Origin of the sequence: Comamonas sp. A23, assembly GCF_004522605.1 — a bacterium.
Lineage (GTDB): Bacteria > Pseudomonadota > Gammaproteobacteria > Burkholderiales > Burkholderiaceae_C > Comamonas > Comamonas thiooxydans.
The window spans coordinates 268,638-290,753 of the sequence record NZ_RSDT01000006.1 but is presented as its reverse complement, the minus strand read 5'-3'; the positions used below and the strand labels follow the sequence as shown (position 1 = coordinate 290,753).

Below are 22,116 nucleotides of genomic sequence, written 5' to 3'. Positions count from 1 at the left end.
GCAGTGCGCGCACGGTACACGCAGCTCCCAGATGCCCAGTACCTCAAGGGCTGGGGGCTGCCTGTAAGCCAGTACGCCGACATGTTCAAGGTCGAGGTATGGCCTGAGAACTGGATCGCCTGGAGCCTGTTCGAGGCTCTGCAGACGCAGTGGCGCGTCGGCGCCGGCGGGGTGGTCGGGCTGGACTATGGCGTTCTGTCCGACGAACTGCGCGCGCGCGAAATCCCCCATGAAGACCACGACCGGCTGCGCGCCGAGGTTCGGATCATGGAGGGTGCCGCACTTCAAGAAATCTATGCCGAGGCTGAAAAATGAGCGATACCGACCGCCGCAAAGTCCAGATTGAAGCCTCGCTGGACGCCACTGGCGTGCGCGAAGGTGGTGTTGATGCCGTGGCCGCGGCCAAGGAAATGGCTGCAGGCATTGAGGCGGCGGGCCAAAAGGCCGCTCAGGGCCTTAAGCCCCTGGAGACCCAATCCCAGCAGTCTGCAGCGGCCATGTCTCGGGCTGAAAAGAACATGGTCGGCAGCATCCAGCGAGCGACCGTCGCTTTGCAGTCTGGGGGCAAAGCTGGTTCTGACTACTACGACATGTTGGCCAAGCAGCGTGGTATCTCTGGCGATGTGCTCAAGCCCTACATCGACCAATTGCGCCAGGCCGAGGCCGCGCAGAAGGCTCTGCGGCAATCCGGCGGTATCAGCGAGGGCCAGCGCAACGCGGCGATGCGAGGCGTGCCAGCGCAGTTGCAGGACGTTATCGTGTCCCTGCAAGGCGGTCAGAATGCCATGACCGTGGCATTACAGCAGGGGTCTCAGCTGCTCACCACGTTTGGGTCTGCTGCTGAAATGATCAAGGGCTTGGGCGGGTACATCCTTGGCCTGGTCAACCCGCTGACAGTCCTTGGAAGTGCTGCGGGCCTGCTTGCTGTTGCGTTCTACCAGGGAAGCCAGGAGGCCCGTGAATACTCCAAAGCGCTGATTTTGTCGGGCAATGCTGCCGGCACGACGGCAGGGCAACTGGCCCTCATGGCCGAAAGCCTTGGCTCCAAGAAGGGACTCACCCAGTCCGGCGCGGCTGAGGCGCTGACGCAGATTGCTGCGACCGGCAATGTGGCGACCGAGACCATTTCCAAGGCTGCCGAGGCGGCTTTGCGCTTTGACCAGGCGGGTGTGCCTATCAAAAACACGGTCAAAGACTTCGAGGAGTTGGGCAAGTCTCCCGTCGAGGCGTCCTTGAAGCTGACGGAGCAGCACCGCTATCTCACTGCCGAGGTCTTCAGCCAGATCAAGGCCCTTCAAGAGCAGGGGCGTGAAGCCGAGGCGGCCAAGGTCGCTCAGGAAGCCTATGCGGACTCCATCATCGGTCGCACGACCCAGCTGCAGGAGCATGTGGGTTTGCTGGAGCAGGCCTGGAAAGGTTTGGCCAAGGGCGCAAAAGCTGCCTGGGATGCCATGGCCGGTATCGGTCGTGGGACGACTGTCGAAGAGCAACTGCAGCGGCAAATGCAAGTCGTGGCGACTTTGCAGGAAAAGCATGATGACTATGTCGCGCGCTACGGCAGTGGCCGAAACAACAGCGAGGCACTACTCAGCGCAGCCCAAGCGCGCATGATCGAGCTGCAGGGGGAGGTTAATGAGGCTACGACGAAAGCCATGGTCGAGGGGGAGTCTCAGAAGGTTCAGCAGGCAGGCAACAAAGCCGTGCAGGCTGTCAGTCAAGCCAATGAGCGCGCCCTCACAAAGCAGGAGCAAAAGGATAAGGCGCTCAAGGCCTATGACAACGATCTTGCAAAAATCAAAGCAGCTGACCCTAATAACGCGCTGCTTGATCCAGGGCTCATTGCCAAGACCAAGGCCAGTATTGAGGAGCAGTTCAAGGAGAAGGGCGGCGGCAAAGGAGGTAACACAGCGCCTGCATCCCGCCGGCTTGACCTGTCAGAGATCCAGAATGCCGCTCGCGAGGAAGTGCGCATCATCGATGGCAAGCAGAAGGATCTGGAGCGCCTGCGCCAGTCCGGCCTGATCGATGACCAGGGCTACTACAGCCAAAAGCGCTCCCTGATCGAAGAATCCAACAAGGTTGAGGAAACCGCCCTGCAGGAGCAGATTTCCCGTCTGCAGCAAGAGAAGGTCAAGGGCAGCGATGCCCTGGCCGTCAAGAAGCAGATTGCGGATACAGAGTCCAAGTTGGCTGCCAAGCGGCTGGAGACTGGAGAAAAGCTCAAGGCTCTGACCCATGAGGAAACCCTGGCCACTGATCGCCAGCGCATGGCAATGGAGGCATTGGCCGAGTCGCACAAGCGTGCCATGGAGCAGATGCGGGAGCAGCAGCAGCGCACCATCAGCTCGGCTTGGATGGGCTCCAAAGATCGCCAGCGTGCTGAGAGCATATGGGACATCAAGGACAGCTACCTTGCCGAAGAACGCAACTTGCGCGACCGGCGCATGTATACGGCGAACCTCTCCAAGGAGCAGCAGGCACAGATTGACCAGCGCTTGGCTGACCTGAAAGCGGAAAAGGAGGAGCGCATCCGCATCGCTGAGGCTACCTATGCAGAGCTGGACCAGCTGCAGACCCGGTGGGAGCTCGGCGCAGGCTTTGCAATGCAGAACTATGCAGACCAGGCTTCGAATGTGGCGCAGCAGACGGCGGATGCTTTCACCAATGCCTTCAAGGGCATGGAGGATGCTCTGGTCAGCTTCGCGATGACCGGGAAACTGGACTTCAAGAATCTGGCCAATTCGATCATTGCAGACCTTTTGCGCATACAGATTCGCGCGCAAATGTCTGGCTTGTTCGGGAATCTGCTGGGCGCGATTGGGATTGGCGGTGCCAAGGTTGGTAACGCAGGCTGGGGCGACTACAGCAGCGCGGGCTTGGCCGCCGCCTTTGGAGCAGTTCCAAATGCGAAGGGGGGTGTCTACGACAGCTTCAGCCTGAGCGCATACCGCAACCAGATCCACGATACGCCGCAGCTCTTTGCATTCGCGAAGGGTGCTGGCGTGTTTGGCGAAGCTGGGCCTGAGGCCGTCATGCCGCTGACACGGTCGGCGGATGGGAATCTTGGTGTTCGTGCAATCAATGCAGCAGCGGGTGGGGGCAAGCCAAATGTCCAGATGGTCTTTCAGCCCAGGATCTACATCGACAGCCGCACAGATCGGGCCGAGGTGGAGGCTTTAGTCTTCAAAGGAATGAAGACGGCCAGCGATCAGGCACAGCAGGAGCTGCTCTACAAAATGTCTCGGAACATGGTATGACTCAACGCATCATTGACTGGCCAAAGCAGCTGAGAATGCGGCCTGGCTCTCAGGAGTGGGAGCTATTGCAGCCCATGACGGGCTCGGTGAGCGCATTCAGCGGCGCGTCTTACGACAAATTGATTGGCCCACCTCGGTGGGCCTTTTCAATGGACCTGACGGATGCGCCGGCGTCGATGCTGCCCCAGATTGAGGCTGCATTGCGCCAGCTGCGCGGTGGTCTCAATCTGCTGCGCATCGGCGATATGCGCCGCACCGGCCGTGTGAGTGTGGTGCCGGGCGGTGGCGCCAAGGAGGTGCAGATGCTCCCATGGTCCAGCCAGTGGACACGCTGGGGCCGCATCGGGCCGGCGCCGGTGGCCATTGCTGGCGAAGAGGTGGAGGTTCGGCAGACCACGGACTATTTTCAGAACGCCACGGCTGCTTTACGGGCTGGTGTTCCGTATGTGGCAGTGCTGGAGGCTTCGGCCACGGTGTCGGCGCATGTGGCCCTGTCGGTTGCAGGTGCGGGCGTTGCGGAGCCCTTGGGGGTGGTATTCGACGCCATGACCGGCGCAGTGGTGAGCCAGTATGGGCCAGTCAATGCCTGCGGGGCGACAGCAGCAGGCGGGCGCTGGCGGTGCTGGCTGACCTTTGGTGGCAAGGCTGGTGATGTGTTGGCCCAGGCCTATGCATTGCTTCCGGCCCATGGGTTGATTCATCTCAAGATGCGCCGCCCCATCCTTGCCATGCAGGCGGGCGCCCTGCCACCGGCCTATGTACCTGCGGATTCGGTCAGCGTCTGGGATGAGTACGGCGTGCAGGTCGATGGTGCAGGCCAAACAGGAGCCACCCTGGCTACACGCAACTGGCCGCCGGGCCTGACTCTGCGTGCTGGGCATTGGATCAGCTACGGCGATGGCATGCACATGCTGCTGGAAGCGGTAACGCCAGACGCAGCCGGCAAGGCTCAGCTCTGGATTGAGCCACCCATCCGCCGCAGTCCTGCCGATGGCGCGCCGGTGGTGGTGCGCAATGTCACAGGCCTGTTCAAGCTCAAGGTCAGCCCCAAGATTCGCCAGGAAGGCATGGCCGTCAAGGGGGTGACGCTTACCTTTGAGGAAGATCTGAATGCTTACTCCTAACCAACTGCTGCAGGCGCAGCGGCCGGCAACGGCTGTGGCGCTGCTGGCAGAAATGCAGTTCACCACGGGCGCCATGCGCCTGAGTACATGGGAGGGAAGTCTGCAGGCCCTGGACCATGACTGGGCGTACCTTCCCGGGGTGATGGGCATCAGCGGCGTGCAGCAGGCCGAGAACATCGAGTATCCCGCCATCGATGTGTCTCTGGCATTGCCTGATTCTTCCATCCTGACTCTGGCCGTTGGAAGCGAGAAAACGTATCGCGGTCGATTGTTCCGGTTGTACATGGCAATCATGGATGACGAGCTCCGGCTGGTTGACGACCCGCAGTTGCTGTATGTCGGGGTGATGGACCAGGTGCAGATGAGCACGGGTGACGGCGGCGAGGACAAGGGCGCGCTGACCATGCGTTGCGAGCAGCCCGGCAAGGACAGCCGCAATGCCATGAGCCAGCGGCTGACCAATCAACAGCAAAGCAAGAGATACCCCGGTGATACCGGGCTCAGCCGCATGGCGGAGTTGGCAGGAGGGCCACAAACATGGTTGACCAAGAAGTTTCAGCAGGTATGAGGCGCTTGCCTGACTGGGAGCAGCGTTTGTCCGATCTGGTCGGGCAGCGCCTTGCCGCTCCATTCGCGTGGGGCTCCAACGACTGCGTGCTGTTTGCTGCCGATGGCATTGCGGCCATGACCGGGGTGGATCCGGCCGGTAGTCTGCGCGGGCAGTGGGCCAGCCGTGGCGAAGCTGTTCGGGTCATCGCCCAGCTGGGAGGGCTGGCGGCTGCCGTTGATGTCCTTGGGCTGGACCCGATTGGACCGCTGTTCGCGCAGCGCGGCGATTTGGTGCTGCACCGAAGAGATGGAACTGATGCCTTGGCGCTATGCCTTGGCAATCAACTGGCGGGCCCGAGCGATTCGGGCCTTTTGTTTTTTGGGTTGGAAAACGGAGTGCAGGCATGGCGCGTAGGCTGAAGCAAATCGCTGCGGCGCTGACCTTGGCCGGCCTGTGTACCCAGGCCAATGCCATGCCGCCGGCCATCGCTGCTGTGGCTGTGATCGGCGCCAATGTGGCGGTGACTGCGGGCCTGATTGCCGCATCGACCGCAATGTGGATTGGTGTGGGGGTCATGCTTGGGTCTGGCCTTTACCAACGCCAGAAGGCCAAGCGCGAGGCACGCCGGCAGCGCGACGCCTACAACGCCAGTCTGACCGACCGCAACACTACGGTGGCCGAGGCATCGCCTGAAGTGCGCCATATCTACGGCCGCGCCACGGTGGGCGGCTCCGTTGTGGCCATGTTCACCCGCGGCGACAAGGATCAAATCAAGGATCTGGTGATCGCCTGGGCCGGGCATGAATGCGATGCCGTCGAGGATGTGTTGATCGCTGGCGAGTCGTTGCAGCTGGATGGGAGTGGCAATGCCACGGCATCTAAGTGGGCGAGCACCAGCACCAGCACGGTAGGCGCTACTGGCGCATTCAGCCTCTCTGGCGCGCTGAACCTGCCTGCGGATACCCAGCGCCTGGTGTCGATTTCCAAGGGCAGCAGCGACGAGGCGATGCAGCTTTGGGAATCGCAGTACACCCAGACCGGCCTGGTGGTGCAGCTCAATCCCGACGCCATGGATATGTGGGCTGGCCAGTCCGTCAGCATCCAGTACAGCCGCGAGACCACCACCAGCTATGTGCGTGCTCGCCATCACCTGGGGATGGCTGATCAGGGTGCGGATGGCCAGCTCATTGCCGACTCTGCCGGCCTGCCTGGCGCCTGGACGGCAACGGACCGGCTGCGCGGCATCTGCTACAGCGTCATCACGCTGGATCTGAATAATCAGGAACTGCAGAGCGGCCTGCCTCAATTCACTGCGCGCATCCGTGGCAAGAAGGTCTTGGACCCGCGCAGCGGCGCCACAGCCTGGAGCGATAACCCAGCCCTTTGCATCTATGACTTTCTGCGCGCCGGGGATTATGGCAAGGGCGTGTTCCCCGAGCAGGTGGAGGGCGTGGTGGCTGCGGCCAATGCGTGCGATGAGCTGGTCGCCATCCCTGGTGGCACGAGCACGGCCAAGCGATACACCTGCAATGGTGCCTGGCAGTCTGGGACGGACCCGGACAACGTGCTCGAAGATCTGTGTGGCGCCATGGCCGGCTATGCCATCCCGGGCGGAACCTGGGGTGTCCACGCCGGCGTCTATGTGTCGCCCGTGTTGGTGCTAGGTGATGACCAGGCTGCAGGCTCCATCAACATGGTTCCCGCGCCAAGTCGGTCCGAGGCCTGGAACGGAGTCAAAGGCCAGTTCATTGACCCGGCTCAGTTCAATCAGGCGGTGGACTTCGAGCCACTGCAGAACGCCCAGTACGTAGAAGATGACGGCGGGGAGGTCTGGGGACAGATCCGTTTGCCGTTCACGGACCAGGGCTGGCGTGCCAGAACGCTGGGCAGCATCAGTATGGAAAAGAGCCGGGCCAAGAAGATTGTTTGGCGCGGCACACTGGCGTGCTTGCGTGCGCGGGTTGGGGATCGGGTGATTGTCAACAACGCACTGCTGGCATTGAGCAATGCGACTTTCCGGGTGATCAAACGGTCCTATGACCATGGCTCCGCTGCCGTGGAGCTCTCTCTGGAGCAGGACGAACCGCGCTTTTACCCGGGTGTCAGCAACACGCAGCCGCCGGCACCAGGCGTGCAGCCCGACCCAACCTACAAGGTCAACCCGCCCACAGGGCTTGTGCTCACCAACCCGGCGCCAGGCCGCATTGGGGTGCATGTCGATCCCAGCATTGACCTGCGCGTGACCAACGGTGGCGCCTTGCTGATTCAGGTGCGCACGGCCGACAGCAGCGCCTGGGTCAGTATGCCCAGCGCTCCCGGCAATACCACGGGCCAAGTCATCACGGTGCTGCAGAAGGGCGTCTACGTCGTGCAGGTGGACTGGCGGGCCAGCACCGGGCAGCAGTCCGGGCAGTGGCTGGCCGGCGCCGTCACGGTCACGGAGACAGCGTTTGCCACTGGCGACGATGTGAGCAATGCCGTTTCTGGCTACGCCAATAAGGAAAACCCGGTTTTTACGGGCGTTGTCGGGCTTCCTGCATACGCGATCGACAACCTGCCGCCCGCTGGCGGCGACAACCGGCGCAAGGCCATCCTGGTTCCGCTGGACCTGGAAGACAGGCCTGCCGTCTGCGTAAGCGATGGCACGGACTGGATCAGCCAGATCACCGGATTGCCCGTTGACTACGTGGCGCCGCCTCCGCCACCACCGCCAGCCCCGACGCCGGCACCCTAGACCGCATCAACCCAACCCAACCGCCCTAGAGGCGGTTTTTTCATGTCCAGAAGGAGGTCGCATGGACAACGCGACGTTTTTTGCCGTGCTGAAGACCCAGGCGCAACTGGCCAAGCAAATCAATGAAGGGGCCCGCCAATGAGCGACGCAACAAACCAAGAAACAGTCGATGTCGCCAATCAGATCCTGGCTGAGTTGGCTCAGGCGGCCAAGGATGGACAGTTGATCCAGAACGACTACTACGCCACCGAGGCGGAGGGTCGCGCAGCCGTGGCTGATGGAGACACTTTCAAAGTTGTGGTCGGTGGCGACATTGCTGCGCGCGTATATCGCCGGCTGAGCGCAGCGACTAGCGAGCCACTGTTTGAAGCACCCTCAGCGTCGCTGGCCCAGCGCAGTTCGGACTCTCTTTCGGTTGAGCAATATGGGGCGGGGTACAGCGATGTATTGCCGATCCCGGCAGGTACTGCGAATGCCGCGGGGCTGATCCTGTTGGATTGGCCTCAGATTGCGGGGCGCATCTCCAAGATGCATATCAACAGCGCGGCCGCTGGGGTCGTGGATGTTTACGTGTACAGCAAGAGCGGTGACACGTTCACGCTGCAGCGACAAGAGATGCTCAATGTCCCTGCTGCTGGATATCATGCGCTCCCTTTGTCTCTGTCTGTCAATGCAGGTGAGTACATTGCGGTTCGAGGTGTGGGAGGGTCGTTGACATACGTCAGCGCAATTCCTGACGGCTATGGGATCCGCTCGGGAACAGTGGGGCCTTCTTTTACTCAGCCAGTGGTAAACACCAGCTCGCGAATGATGGTGCGCTTTGACGTCACGCATTTCACTGGGCACGATCAACTCACGCCAACTCTTGAGCGCGATATTAACCACGTCATCTCGCAAACTCTCACGGAGACGAGAGAGCAGCGCATCAACAATGTTGCGCCGTTCGCGTCCGCGCCGTGGAGTTTGAGTGGTTCTGGGTCCTTCATCCTTGCGTCACCAGCAAGTAATGGTGGGCGCGTCATATTTGAATGCTTGGCGAGTGCGGCCGGCAGTGTAAAGGTGGCGCTACTTGAGAGGATCTCCGAAAGCCGATTTGTGCAGCGTGCGGTGGAGCGGGTTGCGGTGGTGACTGGAGAGAACCGCATAACTTTGGCGGCCCAAGTGCGATCTGGAGAGTATTTTTCTATATCTAGTCCGGTGATTGCGTACGGTTCAGAGGCGTCCCAGGGAACCTCCGCATACTTCACGCGTAACTTTGCAGATGGGGTGGTGTGGACATACAGCACGAACATCCGCGCTGGGTTTCGTGTTATCAGCGATGTGGCCCCGAAAGGCGGAAGGGTGGGGTCAGTTAACCTGCCGTGGGAGAGCATGCTGTTGATAGGACTGGGGCAGAGCCTCATGGAAGGATCTCAGACACCGACAAGCGGCACAGAACCCATCACAGTTACCCAGGAATATGACAGCGTCGGGTTCCCCGCATATCCAGCCGCCCCGACGATCTTGCTGCCAGCGACCGTGGCAAATACGCAAAGGACGACTTGGACGCCTCGAGGCGAATGGCCCGGCCTCGCTGCGGCAGCTTCCATTCGTCGCGCGTTGCTCCGTCAGAACCAGTTGTCCCCTACCGACGTCAAATCGACGGTCGTTGTTGCAAACAATGCGGTTGGAGGTACGCCGATAGCGGATATGTCAAAAGGGACGGCGCAATACAACGCATGCATCGCGCAAGCGACGGCTCTTTCCGGAGTCAGCGGTGGCACAGCAGGGGTTCTGGCTGTGATCTTTGGTCAAGGCGAAAGTGACAGCGATGCTTCGGCCTATCTTCCGGCGATCCTGAAAATTGCCGCAGACATAGACAGTGATCTCCGAGCAGCAACGGGCCAGAGCAAGCAAGTACCTTTTCTTGCATACCAGGTTTCATCGGCGAATCGACCGATCGCACTTGCTCAGCTTGCTGCTGCTCGCCAAAGCCAACTGATCAGTCTTGTCGCTCCCATGTACATGCTGAGCTACTACGACTCACAGCACATTGACAGTATCTCGTCGCGCCGCCTGGGTGGCTATTACGGTGAAGCGGTCAAGGCGGTGGCAATTAATGGGGGTGTCTGGGAGCCGCTCTGGCCGATCGGGTGTGATGTGTCTGGAAACTATGTAACGCTGACGTTCAATAAGGCAGGCTTAGTCATCGACACGGCTTTAGTGCCAGCGCAAACGAACATGGGATTCGCTGTCTCAGGGACAACTGTAAGCAGCGTATCTGTGATCAATGGCCGCCAGGTGCGCTTGCAGTGTGCTGCAGCCCCTGCGGTTGGTGCAATGGTGTCTTACGGTAATGCAGCAGTTGGCAAGGGGCCGTACGTCGGCCGGGCCGGCAACTTGCGTGACAGCCGGGGCGAGACGCTGAAGTTTGATGACTTCCCTCTGCACAACTGGTGCCTGGAGTTCGACTGGACTGTGTAACACCAGCCCGCTCATGGCGGGCCTTTTATCGTGCCTGGGAGGGCTATGAGCAACGAAAGCAAGGTTCAAGCATTGATCGAAACAGCCAAGGCCGCGCCGGCCGTGGCGGGGGCTGCCGCGTCTACCATGACGCTAAATCATTGGGTCGCCATCGCAACTGGCGTCTATATCGTGATCCAGGCGCTCTATCTGCTGCGCAAGTGGTGGCGCGAGGAGCGCGGTAAGGGGGGCTGGCTCAATGAAGAAGGTGAGGCTACATGATGAGCAATAAAACAAGGGTCGCAGCAGCGGCCCTTTCTCTTTCTGCGGCCGCTGGGACAGCATGGATTGCATCTGAGGGGGATGGTCCCAAGAGCATCAGCCAGTCTGGCGAGGTCCTGCTGCACCCTTACGTTCCCACGCAAGGCGATGTGCCCACCATTGGCCACGGCTCCACGCGCTATGAAGATGGCCGGCGCGTCACGCTGGCAGATCCGCCAATCACGCGTCAGCGGGCGGTTGAGCTGGCCCTGGGTCAGCTGGATCGCACCTATGCGCAGTGTGTCCGTGACAGCCTCGGCCAGACGCTGGTGAATCAAACCGAGTTCGACAAGGCGGCGGACTTCGCAGGGCAGTACGGCTGCGGAGCTTGGCGCAGTTCCAGCATGCTGGCCAAGACCAAGGCGGGTGACTACCCGGGTGCCTGCCGCGCCTACCTAGGCTACAAGTTCATGACCAGTGGGCGCCGTGAAGGCCCGGGCTGGGTTGCCTATCAGTGGGATAAGGCAGGTAAGCCAACGCGCTGGCGCTTTGACTGCAGTACGCCAAGCAACAAAGTCTGCGGCGGCGTCTGGACTCGTCAGCTGGCGCGTCACAACGCCTGCATGGAGTCACAGCCATGACCGGGGCGTCTCGCATCTGGCCCTGGTTGGCCCTGGCCCTTGCTCTTCTGCTGGCGGTGCAGACCCAGCGGCTGGCCAAGGTTGAGACTTCGCAGGCTAAACAGGCTGCAGCACAGGCCCAGCAATCGCAAGCAGATACTGAAACTAAAGCGGTTGCCGTGGTGACGCACGGTGCCGCCCAACAGGAAAACACCCATGACTACACGCAAGAAATGGTCCGCCTGGAGGCTAGGCGCACTGCTGATGCTGCCCGTATTGCAGGCCTGCAGCACGACATCCGCGGCGCGGCCACCCTCAATGCCCAGCTTGCCGGTGACGCCGCTGCCTGCCGAGGTATCGCAGATCAACATCAGCGACTCGCAGCCCTTGCTGCAGAGGGCGCAGAAGTGGTTACTGGACTTGCAGGCATGGTCCGTCAGCGGGATGTCGAAGTAAAGTTCTTGCAGTCGCAGGCTCTGATCGATAGGGCTCTGATTGTGAAAATTGAGTAGGGAGTGGTTGACTATATGTGCTGCATTACGCGTTGCGTGCAACGCATGCGTCCGGATAAGAATTTGCGGGTCTCATACCGCAAGAAGGAAAGTAGTTTTAGCAGTAGTTTGGATTTATGATGATTGTTCTCTAAATACTATTGAATCTTGATTATGCTTAAAAAAAGAACGGCCTTTCTTTTATTTTACTGGTAATTGTTATTGTATTTTTGACTGTTTTGCCATTTATAAGTCAATCGGTGAAATCGTGGCTAGAATGCAATAAGGATTTATCGGGATGGTTTCAGGCATTATATTCTGTTGGGGCTATAGCCTTTGCGGTATGTGTTGCATATCTTCCGATTGCTAGAGCCGAAAATGATAAGAAAGAGAGCAAAGTTAGATCATTGGTTGTTTTTCTGGCTAAATACGATAGGCTTATATCGACTGAAAAGGGTAGGGCAAAGGATGCATTGCAGTTTTTCTTGGAAATAAATAATAATATTGGAAGTGATAGCAGTAAAAAGAAGTATTTTGATTTTATAGATCGAATTGTATATATGCAAATTGAGGGCGTTGAGGACGAGGGCGCTGCATTTGATTACAATCAAAAATATTTTAAAAATCTAGTTGAGGCAAAAGCAAACTTAAATGGAATTAGGCGACGAATTGAGGGATCAAATTTTGGTTCTAAACCTCTAATAGATGAATCATACGTACGCGGAGTTAAAGAGAGGTATGATGAACTAATTAAGGAGTGGTTCCATAAGGAAGGCGATTCCATATCACTCAGTCAAGTTGGTCAAAATCTAAAGAAAGAACTCGAGCAGCAATTTTCTTTGTTGAAGGATATAGATTATGCGCATGGCATGAGATATGGCGGGTTGGGCAAATACATCCCAACATCAGTGCATCAAGAATAAAATTTCAAATTAAATTCTGCATCTCGCATCATCGCTGCCATGCGAATGCAGGTCGAATTCAGTCCTGTGCGCAGTTCTCAAAACGGTGCTGTGGAACGCGCAACACTAGCCGGGCCTGGCCCGAAATACACAAGCCCATCCTCAAGGGTGACCACCAGGAACCACCCAGGGTGCACTTCTTCTGTGATGTAGTCGCTGGCGCTGCCAGGCAGGATGCGCTCATTGGGAAAGCCATATCGCCCGGGAGTGCGCAGCAGGGTTGGGTGACTAGGGTTGTGCATCGTGCGCGCGCCCAAGTGCTGGCCCTGGCACGCACCACCAGCTTTGTCTGATGTGTCGATGGTTGACATTCCACTCTTGCCCGCTCAGACGGAAGCCGCCGCCATTGATCAGCATGAGGTGGCAGTGCATAAGCGGCTTGATCAGTTCTTGAATAGTGGGTGCATCCGGCTCGGGTAGCAGATAGGCCTTGCAGAGAGGCATGCCAGTCACTGGCGTCTTTGAGTGCATGTACAGCCAGCCATAGACACCATTGGCTTTTGCGACCTCTGGCGGCAGCCTCACGTCGTCTGAGTACAGTTGATAGATAGTGCACCACATACTGTAAATTTATACAGTAAAAATATTTCCCGACTTGTTAGCATGCACTCATGTGCAATCGCTACAACACCCCCTCAGAGATTGAGATAGAGCGGCATTTCCGAATCGGTCGGGAGTCTCCGGGCTGGTGGAAGGATGAGCGGCTCGACATCTTTCCGCGCGCGTCTGGCCCGTTTCTGCGCCGCGCGGTCGATGACCCGGGTTACAGCATCGAGGGCGTGGCGGGGAAGTGGGGCCTGATCCCCTGGTTTGCGAAAGAGCGAACGCTGAAGTACAGCACCAACAATGCGCGCTCGGAGGAGCTGGCCAGCAAAGCCAGCTACAAGACTCCCTGGGCGCGCGGCCAGCGCTGCATCATTCCCGCCTGGTCCTTTGATGAGCCATGCTGGGAGACTGGAAAAAACGTGTGGTGGAGATTTTGCCGGGCCGATGGCGCGCCGTGGGCGCTGGCCGGGCTGTGGAATCGCTGGAAGGATCCAGCGTCTGGAGAGCTGGTAGAGAGCTACACCATGCTGACCATCAATGCAGACTCACATCCCCTGATGAGTCGCATGCACAAACCAGACCCCAAGCTGCCGGCGGACCGGCAGGACAAGCGCAGCGTGATCCCGATCGAGATGCAGGATGTGGATCAGTGGCTGGCGGGGACAGTCCGGGAGGCGGCGCAACTGCTTAGGTTGGCACCAGTTAGCGTTTTTGGCGCTGCAGGACTCTAGCGTTGTTAGTTCATTCTTTGCTGAGCACTACGATTATTGCGTCCAAAGGTTGAATCCTTCGCCGTGCCTGCTCAAGTATCGCGTGCGGGAAGTGTCTCTGGTAATAGCGGATGTCTGTTTGGTCACCCGGCGCATGTCTTTGCAACTCAGCTTTGCATGTCGCTGTGGCATTTGGCGGATTTCTTCCGAGAATGGCTAGGAGGGTAGCTTCAACGGCGGGTATGGACAGTATTGTCTCGACCTTTCCTTTTCTAAGCCAAGCTTGCTCCTGTGCAGTCAGCGGAATGTCTGCATCCAGCACAGCCACACGATGGTCGTAGTTAGCTGTCAAGGACACAGATTTCAATTTGGAGATAACCCCTTGGGGTCCATGCCCATGAGCATTTTTGATGGCAATGGACAGTCGCATGCCACGGTTGTAGTAGGTATTTTTTATGTGATTGACAAAGGAGTGTTCCGTTTCGCCTTCAACCACAACCAAAACGGTGCGATTAGTTTTACGCAGTGGGCGCTTCGCCATTGGCACCCCTTACAGGATAGGTACGGCGCCATATGCGCCGGCCATGTACTTGGCGTAAAAATTGTCGTCGGCGCGGACTCCTTCCATATCGGAAAGACGCCAAGCCTCGCTCCGGCAGCGTTCGTTTTTTTCGACCAGCATGATCTGGCCCTTCTTGAGCAGGTTCATGATCTCGACGGAATGGCAAGTGAAAATCAGCTGCGCGTTGTGAGGATTGGTTTTCGGACTAATGAACAGGTTCAAGATCGGCTCTAGCATCAAAGGATGTAAATCAGACTCCAACTCGTCAAAAATCACAGTGCCGCCTTCTGCCAAGATAGGCAGAACGTCGGCCAGTAGCACAAACGCTGCCTGAGTGCCGCTGGACTCGGCGAACATTGGCAGCTTGACTTCATTGTCGCCGTCACTGTGAATTCCGAACGGGACTAGCAGGTCTTCTTCTTTGCCCTTTTCCACGGTACGCAGCGTTTCCAACTGCACATCCTTCAGGCCAAAGTCCCAAGCATTGAGCAACTCCACCATCCTGATTCTGTAAGCCTCACTCTCCTTGAAGAATTCGGCTGCGCCAAGTACATCTGGAGTGCCCTGAAAAGCATGCCGGCCGATCGGGCCTACATTGCTGTACCGTCGAGAAAGTACTTTGACAATTGCCTGCGCTGTATCTACTCCATACTGATCAGCCAAGGAGATTAACGAAGTCAGCGGCTTAACTTTCTGTGCTTGCTTTTGCGGGAGTCCAAAGCCTCTCATTACGATTAAATCGGTACCTGTGTCTTCATCCCACTCACGGCTAAACAAGGTGCTGAACGTTCGACTGGTCTTTAGACGTAAAGACTCGAACAGCACGCGCTCCCTGTTGAGGGTTAGGGCATAGCGATACAGCTTGCCAAATGCCTCAAACTCCAGTTCAAAGCTTGTGGCGTCATTTGGCTCAAATGCATGCGGCTTAACTAAAAAGTTACTGCTAGGATCTATAAAGAAAGACCTGGTCACAAACCAGGCCACGAAATCCAGTGCTTTGATGACATTGGTTTTGCCAGCTCCGTTAGCTCCCACCACTGCCAACAGTTTGCTCAAGCGTCGGTCAGTTGCGACAGAAGCAAAGCTACTCTCCGTGTCGCTAGATCGAGCATCAAGAATGAAGGAAACTTCGGTTTCATCCGCGAAGGAGAAGAAGTTTGAGAAGCGAAGAGTATGAAACACTTTGTTTGCTCGCTCGTTTTCTACAAAATTTTGTTCATTATGCGCGAGTATAGAGGTTCTTGTGCGTAACTTCTGCAGGCGGGTTAGTTGTGCTCAATCCTACGCTCGCCATGCCTCCATCCCCACGGTGCTATTGGTTCAGGATCGCGCCATAGGCCAATCCTTCGAGCCTTGGCCTCTTGCTCTGCAAGCTCGTATTGGCCGCGCTCCTGTGGTGATTGTTCGCGAGCATATGCGCGATACCACCAGGCCATGCCTTGCGTGATCATGGCCAAGCCTGCATCGAGTGTGCGCGGGCCGGTAGGCGCTGATGCGGGTGCAACCCAGACAGAGCACACTTGTCGCTTGTACCGATCTGTTTTGGTGCAGCGCAACTCTGCCTCTTTCTGAAATGTCAGCTCGGCCAGTGCTTGCCGGGCGCGTTCCCCGAACGGTTGCTTGCGCTCAGGGGCGTCGATGCCCTGCAGTCTCACCTTGACCTGTTCGTATTGCCCAGGCTCGCCGCATCGGGCGGTCAGGGTGTCGCCGTCTGAGATGCCCACGACAAGGCACAGGAGGGTGGATGCAAGCATCGCTACACTTTAGATGCAGGCAAAAAAAATGGGTAGAAACCGTTTCAGGTTTTCTACCCACTTTCTACCCACTTTACGTGGGGAATGGCTTATTTACTAGCAATTCTGGTGCCGGAGAGATGAATCGAACACCCGACCTTCTCATTACGAATGAGCTGCTCTACCGACTGAGCTACACCGGCGATAAGCTATAGATTATAGCGCTTTTTCATCGGCTTCGAGGTGGTAGCTGGTCACGCGTTCCACTTCGTTCTTGGAGCCGAGGACGACGCTCACTCGCTCGTGCAACTGCGTTGGCTGGATGTCCAAGATGCGCTGGCGGCCGTTGGTGGCCATGCCACCGGCCTGCTCGACAAGCCAGCTCATGGGATTGGCTTCGTACATCAGGCGCAGCTTGCCGGCCTTTTGCGGCTCGCGCTTGTCCCAGGGGTACATGAAGATGCCGCCGCGGCAGAGAATGCGGTGGACGTCGGCCACCATGGCAGCAACCCAGCGCATGTTGAAGTTCTTGCCGCGCGGGCCGTCTGCACCTGCCAGGCATTCGTCCACGTAGCGCTTCACCGGGGCGTCCCAGTGGCGCATATTGGACATGTTGATGGCAAATTCCTTGGTGTCTTCGGGGATCTTGACGTTTTCCTCGATGAGTACGAACGAACCTTGCTCGCGGTCCAGCGTGAACATGGAGACACCGTCGCCCACGGTCAGCACCAGGGTGGTCTGGGGACCGTAGATGCAGTAGCCGGCAGCCACCTGCTGGGTGCCGGGCTGCATGAAGTCGCTGTCGTGCACGCCAGGGTGGCCTTCAGGCTTCTTGAGCACGCTGAAGATGGTGCCGATGGACATGTTGATGTCGATATTGGACGAACCGTCCAGGGGGTCGAACATCAGCAGGTATTCGCCTTGAGGGTAGCGGTTGGGCACCACATAGATGCCTTCCATTTCCTCCGATGCCATCGCGGCCAGGTGGCCGCCCCATTCATTGGCTTCAATCAGGGTCTCGTTGGCGATGATGTCCAGCTTTTTCTGCACTTCGCCCTGCACGTTTTCGCTGCCGGCCGTACCCATGACGTCGCCGAGCTCACCTTTGTTCACGGCAAAGCTGATGCGCTTGCAGGCGCGGGCCACCACTTCCAGCAGCAGGCGCAACTGGCCGGGGATGAGCCCGTCAACACGTTGTTGCTCGACCAGATAGCGGGTCAGGCTGATGTTTTTCTTCATGCTTCAACTCCTTGATATTCGATGCAAATCTGAAATGGACTGAGGGCAGGGGGCCCGATCACTTGCCTGGACGCCCTGCATTGCGCTGCTCCAGTTCCGCCAGCAGCTCCTTGACGCGGGTTTGCTGCTTGCTGTCTTTCTGGTTCAGCGCGTATTGTTCATAGCGGGCCAGCCATTGGCGGGCCTGCGGTTCTTGCTTTTGCTCATGGGCAAGGACCATGAGCTGGAAATAGCTGTCGTAGACGGTGGCATGGTCTTGCGCCGCCTGCGCAATCTGCAGACGCTCCTGAAGATAGATGGCAGCTTGATTCAGATCGCCCAGCTCATAGCAATTTTGCGCAATATTGGTGAGTACACCGCGTATTTGCTGCAGCTTGCCCATGGCTTTGAGTCGTTCACGTGCGACAGGAAGCAGTCGCTCGTTGGCTTGCTTGGCCGCGCGAAACCGCCCCAGTTCATGCAGCAGATATCCTTCGTCCTCATAGACGCCGAGAATCTGCATCTGGCTCGGAAAATCCAGAGCCCGTGCAGGCCTCACGCTCTCGTCCCAGCGCATTTCGGCGGGTAGCACGGCAATCTGCTGCAGCGGGTATTGAGCCTGAAAGGCTTTGACCCACTTGAGCGCCGCTTCATGCTGCCCGTCATCTGCCAGCCAGCGGATGCTTGAGTAGCGCAGGAAAAAATGAGCGTATGACAGCTCAGGGTCCTGAGTGCCGGACAAAGCCGTCAGTGCCGTCTGCGCTGCTTCGGCAGCCTCTTTGGGCATGCCGCGGCGCGCATAGACGCTGGCCTGTGTGTAGTAGAGCCGGAAGATATCGCGTGCAGCGAACCCCGGCTTTTTCAACAGCGGCTCCAGCGCCTGCAGATCGGCACTCATGGCTCGTCCGCTGAAGCTGCCGCCTTCGCTGAAGACAGTGGCATAGAGGGGCGCAAAACGGGCTTCGAATCCCGTATCAGGCTTTGCTGCCTGAGTGCTCAGCGTCATGCTCGCCGCAGCGACGGCAAGGGCCTTCATGCCCCGAGCCGCGTGTCGAGCAAGCATGTTCAGACCCATCAGTCCGCCAGGGCGCGGGTGATGACCTCGCGCACGTCGTTGGACAGATCGGGCTTGGCAGCCACACGGGCGATGGCTTCGCGGGCCGCAGAGCGGTAAGGCTCAGCCAGTTTCTTCCAGCGGTCCATCACCCGGGCCAGGCGGGAGGCCACCTGGGGGTTGATGCCGTCGATCTCGATCACGCGATCGGCCCAGAACACATAGCCCGCCGCATCGGCGCGGTGGAAGGCGCCGGCATTGTTGCAGTAGCTGAAGATCAGGCTGCGTGCGCGGTTGGGGTTCTTGATCTGGAAGTCGGCATGCTTCATCAGCGCCTTGACTGCCGGAAGCACATCACCGCCGCGATCGCTGGCTGCACCTTGCAGCGCAAACCATTTGTCCAGCACCAGTGCGTCCTGCTTGAACAGCGCGTGAAAGCGCTGCAGCGCCTGCTCGGCCAGCGGGCTGGCACTATAGACCAGGGCGGAGAGGGCGGCCATGCGGTCCGTCATATTGCCGGCGTCCTTGCAGCGCTGGTAGGCCTTGCCGGGCCATACTGTGTCGCCAGTCCGGGCTGCCTGCAGGCACAGCATGGACAGGGCACGGCCTGCAAGAGCACGGCGGCCGGCGCTGACATGGTCGGGGCGGTAGGCACCGGTGTCGCGGTTGGCCTCCCAGGCGGTTTCCCACTCGGACTGCAGCGCGGTCGCCAGCTGCAAGATCATGGCTTCGCGCACGGCATGAACGCGCTGCGGATCCACCTCAGCCAGCTGCTCGGCGATATAGCTCTCGGACGGCAGCGTGAGCACCAGGTCCTTGAACGCCGCGTCCAGCTTGTCGTCGCGCAGTACGCGGCGCATGGCTTCGATAAAGGCTTCAGGCAGGATTTCGGTACTGGCGTCGCTGCCGGCCGCGATGGCCTTGAGGGCATAGCGCAGGCCCAGGCGCTGGCTGGCTTCCCATTGATTGAACGGGTCGCTGTCATGGGCCAGCAGGGTCAGCAGATCGGCATCGCTGAATTCATGTTCCAGCACCACAGGGGCGCTGAAGCTGCGCAGCAGCGAGGGCACGGGGGCTTCGCTCACATTGCTGAAGACAAAGCGCTGTTCGGCTTCGGTCAGCACCAGCATGCGGCTGGCGACAGCCTGGGCTGCATCTTCGCCTGGCAATTGCAGGGCGATGGGCTGACCGCTGGCCGTGAGCAGACCCATTTGCACGGGAATGACGAACGGCAGTTTCTCGGCCTGACCCACGGTGGGTGCACAGCTTTGCGACAGCGTCAGCGTATAGGTCCGGGCGTCGGCATCGTACTGGCCCACGGCCTTGAGCACAGGCGTGCCGGCCTGGCTGTACCAGCGGCGGAACTGCTGCAGATGCTGGGCCAAGGGAGAGTCAGGGTTGGCGTCGGCAATGGCTTGCGAGAAGTCGTCGCAGGTCACGGCCTGGCCGTCATGGCGTTCGAAGTACAGTTTCATGCCCCTGGCAAAGCCTTCGCGGCCGACCAGGTTGTGCTGCATGCGCACGACTTCCGCACCTTTTTCGTAGATCGTGACCGTGTAGAAGTTGTTGATCTCGATATAGCTGTCGGGGCGCACGGGGTGGGCCATGGGGCCGGCATCTTCAGGGAACTGCACGGTGCGCAGCACGCGTACATCGTCGATGCGCTTGACGGCGCGGGCCGAGGCCGTGCCCGCCATGTCCATGCTGAACTCCTGATCGCGGAAGACCGTCAGGCCCTCCTTGAGACTCAGCTGGAACCAGTCGCGGCAGGTGACGCGGTCACCCGTCCAGTTATGGAAGTATTCGTGTCCGACGACGGATTCGATATTGGCGTAGTCGGTGTCGGTGGCCGTGGCCTGACTGGCCAGAACATACTTGGTGTTGAAGATGTTCAGGCCCTTGTTCTCCATGGCGCCCATGTTGAAGTCGCTGGTGGCGACGATCATGAAGCGGTCCAGATCCAGGCTCAGGCCGAAGCGCGCCTCGTCCCATGCCACGGAGTGCATGAGGGAGTTCATGGCGTGCTCGGTCTTTTCGAGGTCGCCGGGGCGCACATAGACCTGCAGCAGGTGATCGCGGCCGGCACGGCTCTTGATCTTCTGCTCGCGTGCTACCAGATTGCCGGCCACCAGCGCAAACAGATAGCTGGGCTTTTTATGCGGATCGACCCACTTGGCAAAGTGGCGGCCATCCTCCAGGTCGCCGGACTCCACCAGATTGCCGTTGGACAGCAGCACCGGGTACTGGGCCTTGTTGGCGCGCAGCGTGACGGTGTACATGGCCATCACGTCGGGACGGTCCAGGAAGTAGGTGATGCGGCGGAAGCCTTCTGCCTCGCACTGCGTGAAGAACGTGTCCTCGCTCACATACAAGCCCATGAGCTTGGTGTTCTTGATGGGGGCGCAGGTGGTGAAGATTTCCAGCTCCACGGGCTCGTTGCCCTCGGGCAGGTTCTCCAGCACCAGCTGGTCGCCATCCATCTTGAAGGAGGTACCACCGCCGTTGACCATCACCCGCGCCAGATTCAGCTCGTCGCCGTCCAGGCGCAGCGCCTGTGCCGGCACCTCAGGGTTGCGGCGCACGCGCATCTTGCTGAGCACGCGCGTCTTGGCCGGGTCCAGGTCAAAAGTCAGGTCCACCGTGTCTATCCACCAGGCCGGGGCCTCGTAGTCGGCACGGTAAATCGCGGTGGCCGGGGCTTGCCCGTCACGCAGTTGCAGCATATCGATTCCTTTCTAGGATCAGAGGCCTTGCTTGAGCGAGGCTTCGATAAACACATCCAGGTCGCCGTCCAGCACCTTCTGGGTGGCCGAGACTTCGACGTTGGTGCGCAAGTCCTTGATGCGGCTGTTGTCCAGCACATAGGAGCGGATCTGGTGACCCCAGCCCACATCGGTCTTGGTGTCCTCGAGCTTTTGCTGCTCTTCCATGCGCTTGCGCATCTCGAAGTCGTACAGCCTGGAGCGCAGGCGCTGCCATGCCACGTCACGGTTGCTATGCTGCGAGCGGCCGTCCTGGCACTGCACCACGATGCCCGTGGGAATGTGGGTCAGGCGCACGGCAGAGTCGGTCTTGTTGATGTGCTGACCGCCGGCGCCCGAGGCGCGGTAGGTGTCGGTGCGCACATCCGACGGATTGATGTTGATCTCGATGGAGTCATCGATCTCGGGGTAGACGAACAGCGATGAAAAGCTGGTGTGACGGCCGCCCGAGCTGTCGAAGGGCGACTTGCGCACCAGGCGGTGCACGCCGGTTTCGGTACGCAGCAGGCCGTAGGCATACTCGCCTTCGACCTTGATGGTGGCACTCTTGATGCCGGCTACGTCGCCCGGAGTCTCTTCTTCGACCGTGGCCTTGAAGCCCTTGCGTTCGGCGTACTTCAGGTACTGGCGCAGCAGCATGCTGGCCCAGTCGCAGGCTTCGGTGCCGCCGGCGCCGGCCTGGATGTCGATGAAGCAGTTGAGCGGATCGGCTTCGCCGCCGAACATGCGGCGGAACTCGAGCTCCTCGATCAGCGGCTTGAGCTTGGCGGTTTCGGCTTCGATGGTTTCAAGGCCGGCATCATCGCCTTCTTCCTTGCTCATCTCGAACAGCTCGGAATTGTCGGCCAGTTCGGTGGTGAGCTTCTCCAGGGTCAGCACGACGGAGTCGAGCGACTTCTTTTCCTTGCCCAGCTCCTGTGCCTTCTTGGGGTCGTTCCAGACGGCAGGGTCTTCCAGCGAGGCGTTTACCGTGCGCAGGCGTTCGTACTTGGCATCGTAGTCAAAGATACCTCCGGAGATCTGCCGTGCGCTCGGCCAGATCTTGGAGGGTGTTGCCGATAGAGTTGACGCGTTCTGCTTCCATGGTGAA

At 59.1% G+C, this 22,116-nt stretch carries 19 protein-coding genes and 1 tRNA gene; 12 read left to right on the top strand and 8 right to left on the bottom strand.

Features of this window, described 5'->3' with window-relative positions; all coding sequences use genetic code 11:
- Positions 1-3: 3 nt before the first annotated feature.
- From EIC84_RS15855 to EIC84_RS15790, 12 genes are all read left to right on the top strand, one after another.
- Positions 4-315 carry a DUF1799 domain-containing protein gene (locus tag EIC84_RS15855; protein WP_003061203.1) on the top strand — a complete coding sequence of 104 codons (312 nt, stop codon included), beginning with the start codon at positions 4-6 and terminating at the stop codon, positions 313-315.
- Complete coding sequence (locus EIC84_RS15850) at positions 312-3,257, top strand: phage tail tape measure protein (protein ID WP_003061205.1); 2,946 nt, start codon at positions 312-314, stop codon at positions 3,255-3,257. Before EIC84_RS15855 ends, EIC84_RS15850 begins: the two co-directional genes overlap by 4 nt.
- Positions 3,258-3,406: 149 nt before the next feature.
- A complete protein-coding gene (locus EIC84_RS15845) occupies positions 3,407-4,381 on the top strand; it encodes a hypothetical protein (RefSeq protein WP_050788920.1) in 975 nt (324 codons plus the stop codon).
- A complete protein-coding gene (locus EIC84_RS15840) occupies positions 4,368-4,949 on the top strand; it encodes a hypothetical protein (protein ID WP_003061210.1) in 582 nt (193 codons plus the stop codon). Before EIC84_RS15845 ends, EIC84_RS15840 begins: the two co-directional genes overlap by 14 nt.
- A gap of 26 nt (positions 4,950-4,975) precedes the next feature.
- Positions 4,976-5,350, top strand: a complete 375-nt coding sequence (locus EIC84_RS15835) for a hypothetical protein (protein ID WP_134737329.1) — start codon at positions 4,976-4,978, stop codon at positions 5,348-5,350.
- A complete protein-coding gene (locus EIC84_RS15830; RefSeq protein WP_003061214.1) occupies positions 5,335-7,665 on the top strand; it encodes a hypothetical protein in 2,331 nt (776 codons plus the stop codon). Before EIC84_RS15835 ends, EIC84_RS15830 begins: the two co-directional genes overlap by 16 nt.
- Positions 7,666-7,803: 138 nt before the next feature.
- Positions 7,804-10,128, top strand: coding sequence for a sialate O-acetylesterase (locus EIC84_RS15825; RefSeq protein ID WP_003061217.1), 2,325 nt, complete (start codon positions 7,804-7,806; stop codon positions 10,126-10,128).
- 45 nt (positions 10,129-10,173) lie between these two features.
- Positions 10,174-10,389 (top strand): hypothetical protein, encoded by a 216-nt coding sequence (locus EIC84_RS15820; protein WP_003061220.1) that lies wholly within the window; start codon positions 10,174-10,176, stop codon positions 10,387-10,389.
- Positions 10,386-11,009, top strand: coding sequence for a glycoside hydrolase family protein (locus EIC84_RS15815; RefSeq protein ID WP_003061223.1), 624 nt, complete (start codon positions 10,386-10,388; stop codon positions 11,007-11,009). Before EIC84_RS15820 ends, EIC84_RS15815 begins: the two co-directional genes overlap by 4 nt.
- Positions 11,006-11,500: a hypothetical protein gene (locus tag EIC84_RS15810; protein WP_003061226.1), complete on the top strand. Its 495-nt coding sequence runs from the start codon at positions 11,006-11,008 to the stop codon at positions 11,498-11,500. Before EIC84_RS15815 ends, EIC84_RS15810 begins: the two co-directional genes overlap by 4 nt.
- 239 nt (positions 11,501-11,739) lie before the next feature.
- The gene (locus tag EIC84_RS15805; RefSeq protein WP_131361289.1) at positions 11,740-12,402 is read left to right on the top strand and encodes a hypothetical protein; all 663 of its coding nucleotides are present in this window, start codon (positions 11,740-11,742) and stop codon (positions 12,400-12,402) included.
- A gap of 650 nt (positions 12,403-13,052) precedes the next feature.
- Complete coding sequence (locus EIC84_RS15790; protein WP_003061236.1) at positions 13,053-13,718, top strand: SOS response-associated peptidase; 666 nt, start codon at positions 13,053-13,055, stop codon at positions 13,716-13,718.
- A gap of 10 nt (positions 13,719-13,728) precedes the next feature.
- Here EIC84_RS15790 and EIC84_RS15785 read toward each other — a convergent pair whose 3' ends face one another.
- The 8 genes from EIC84_RS15785 to prfB all read right to left on the bottom strand — a co-directional run bounded on the left by EIC84_RS15785 (position 13,729) and on the right by prfB (position 22,110).
- Positions 13,729-14,238, bottom strand: a complete 510-nt coding sequence (locus EIC84_RS15785; protein WP_034361152.1) for an RloB domain-containing protein — start codon at positions 14,236-14,238, stop codon at positions 13,729-13,731.
- A 9-nt stretch (positions 14,239-14,247) separates the two neighbouring features.
- Positions 14,248-15,441 carry an ATP/GTP-binding protein gene (locus EIC84_RS15780; RefSeq protein ID WP_003061238.1) on the bottom strand — a complete coding sequence of 398 codons (1,194 nt, stop codon included), beginning with the start codon at positions 15,439-15,441 and terminating at the stop codon, positions 14,248-14,250.
- An 83-nt stretch (positions 15,442-15,524) separates the two neighbouring features.
- Positions 15,525-16,013, bottom strand: a complete 489-nt coding sequence (locus EIC84_RS15775) for a thermonuclease family protein (RefSeq protein ID WP_003061241.1) — start codon at positions 16,011-16,013, stop codon at positions 15,525-15,527.
- Positions 16,014-16,119: 106 nt separating this feature from the next.
- Positions 16,120-16,195 (bottom strand) — tRNA-Thr (locus EIC84_RS15770).
- Positions 16,196-16,208: 13 nt separating this feature from the next.
- Complete coding sequence (locus tag EIC84_RS15765; RefSeq protein ID WP_003061245.1) at positions 16,209-17,231, bottom strand: class 1 fructose-bisphosphatase; 1,023 nt, start codon at positions 17,229-17,231, stop codon at positions 16,209-16,211.
- A gap of 58 nt (positions 17,232-17,289) precedes the next feature.
- Positions 17,290-18,246 (bottom strand): hypothetical protein, encoded by a 957-nt coding sequence (locus tag EIC84_RS15760; protein WP_003061248.1) that lies wholly within the window; start codon positions 18,244-18,246, stop codon positions 17,290-17,292.
- 38 nt (positions 18,247-18,284) lie between these two features.
- The gene (gene pepN, locus EIC84_RS15755) at positions 18,285-20,987 is read right to left on the bottom strand and encodes an aminopeptidase N (RefSeq protein WP_003061249.1); all 2,703 of its coding nucleotides are present in this window, start codon (positions 20,985-20,987) and stop codon (positions 18,285-18,287) included.
- Between the two features lie 18 nt (positions 20,988-21,005).
- Positions 21,006-22,110 (bottom strand): peptide chain release factor 2 gene (gene prfB / locus EIC84_RS15750; protein ID WP_100086375.1). Its coding sequence is split into 2 segments (ribosomal slippage): positions 21,006-22,028 and positions 22,030-22,110, totalling 1,104 coding nucleotides; the frame shifts between segments, so codons are not numbered across the junction.
- Positions 22,111-22,116: the final 6 nt, after the last annotated feature.

What these genes read in the sequence shown, in the direction of transcription:
- EIC84_RS15815 (WP_003061223.1), top strand. Translation starts at nt 10,386, where the DNA reads ATGATGAGCAATAAAACAAGGGTCGCAGCAGCGGCCCTTTCTCTTTCT.
- EIC84_RS15830 (WP_003061214.1), top strand. Translation starts at nt 5,335, where the DNA reads ATGGCGCGTAGGCTGAAGCAAATCGCTGCGGCGCTGACCTTGGCCGGC.
- EIC84_RS15765 (WP_003061245.1), bottom strand. Translation starts at nt 17,231, where the DNA reads ATGAAGAAAAACATCAGCCTGACCCGCTATCTGGTCGAGCAACAACGT.
- EIC84_RS15785 (WP_034361152.1), bottom strand. Translation starts at nt 14,238, where the DNA reads ATGGCGAAGCGCCCACTGCGTAAAACTAATCGCACCGTTTTGGTTGTG.
- EIC84_RS15825 (WP_003061217.1), top strand. Translation starts at nt 7,804, where the DNA reads ATGAGCGACGCAACAAACCAAGAAACAGTCGATGTCGCCAATCAGATC.
- EIC84_RS15850 (WP_003061205.1), top strand. Translation starts at nt 312, where the DNA reads ATGAGCGATACCGACCGCCGCAAAGTCCAGATTGAAGCCTCGCTGGAC.
- EIC84_RS15840 (WP_003061210.1), top strand. Translation starts at nt 4,368, where the DNA reads ATGCTTACTCCTAACCAACTGCTGCAGGCGCAGCGGCCGGCAACGGCT.
- EIC84_RS15790 (WP_003061236.1), top strand. Translation starts at nt 13,053, where the DNA reads ATGTGCAATCGCTACAACACCCCCTCAGAGATTGAGATAGAGCGGCAT.
- EIC84_RS15845 (WP_050788920.1), top strand. Translation starts at nt 3,407, where the DNA reads ATGGACCTGACGGATGCGCCGGCGTCGATGCTGCCCCAGATTGAGGCT.
- EIC84_RS15760 (WP_003061248.1), bottom strand. Translation starts at nt 18,246, where the DNA reads ATGAAGGCCCTTGCCGTCGCTGCGGCGAGCATGACGCTGAGCACTCAG.
- EIC84_RS15820 (WP_003061220.1), top strand. Translation starts at nt 10,174, where the DNA reads ATGAGCAACGAAAGCAAGGTTCAAGCATTGATCGAAACAGCCAAGGCC.
- EIC84_RS15775 (WP_003061241.1), bottom strand. Translation starts at nt 16,013, where the DNA reads ATGCTTGCATCCACCCTCCTGTGCCTTGTCGTGGGCATCTCAGACGGC.
- pepN (WP_003061249.1), bottom strand. Translation starts at nt 20,987, where the DNA reads ATGCTGCAACTGCGTGACGGGCAAGCCCCGGCCACCGCGATTTACCGT.
- EIC84_RS15810 (WP_003061226.1), top strand. Translation starts at nt 11,006, where the DNA reads ATGACCGGGGCGTCTCGCATCTGGCCCTGGTTGGCCCTGGCCCTTGCT.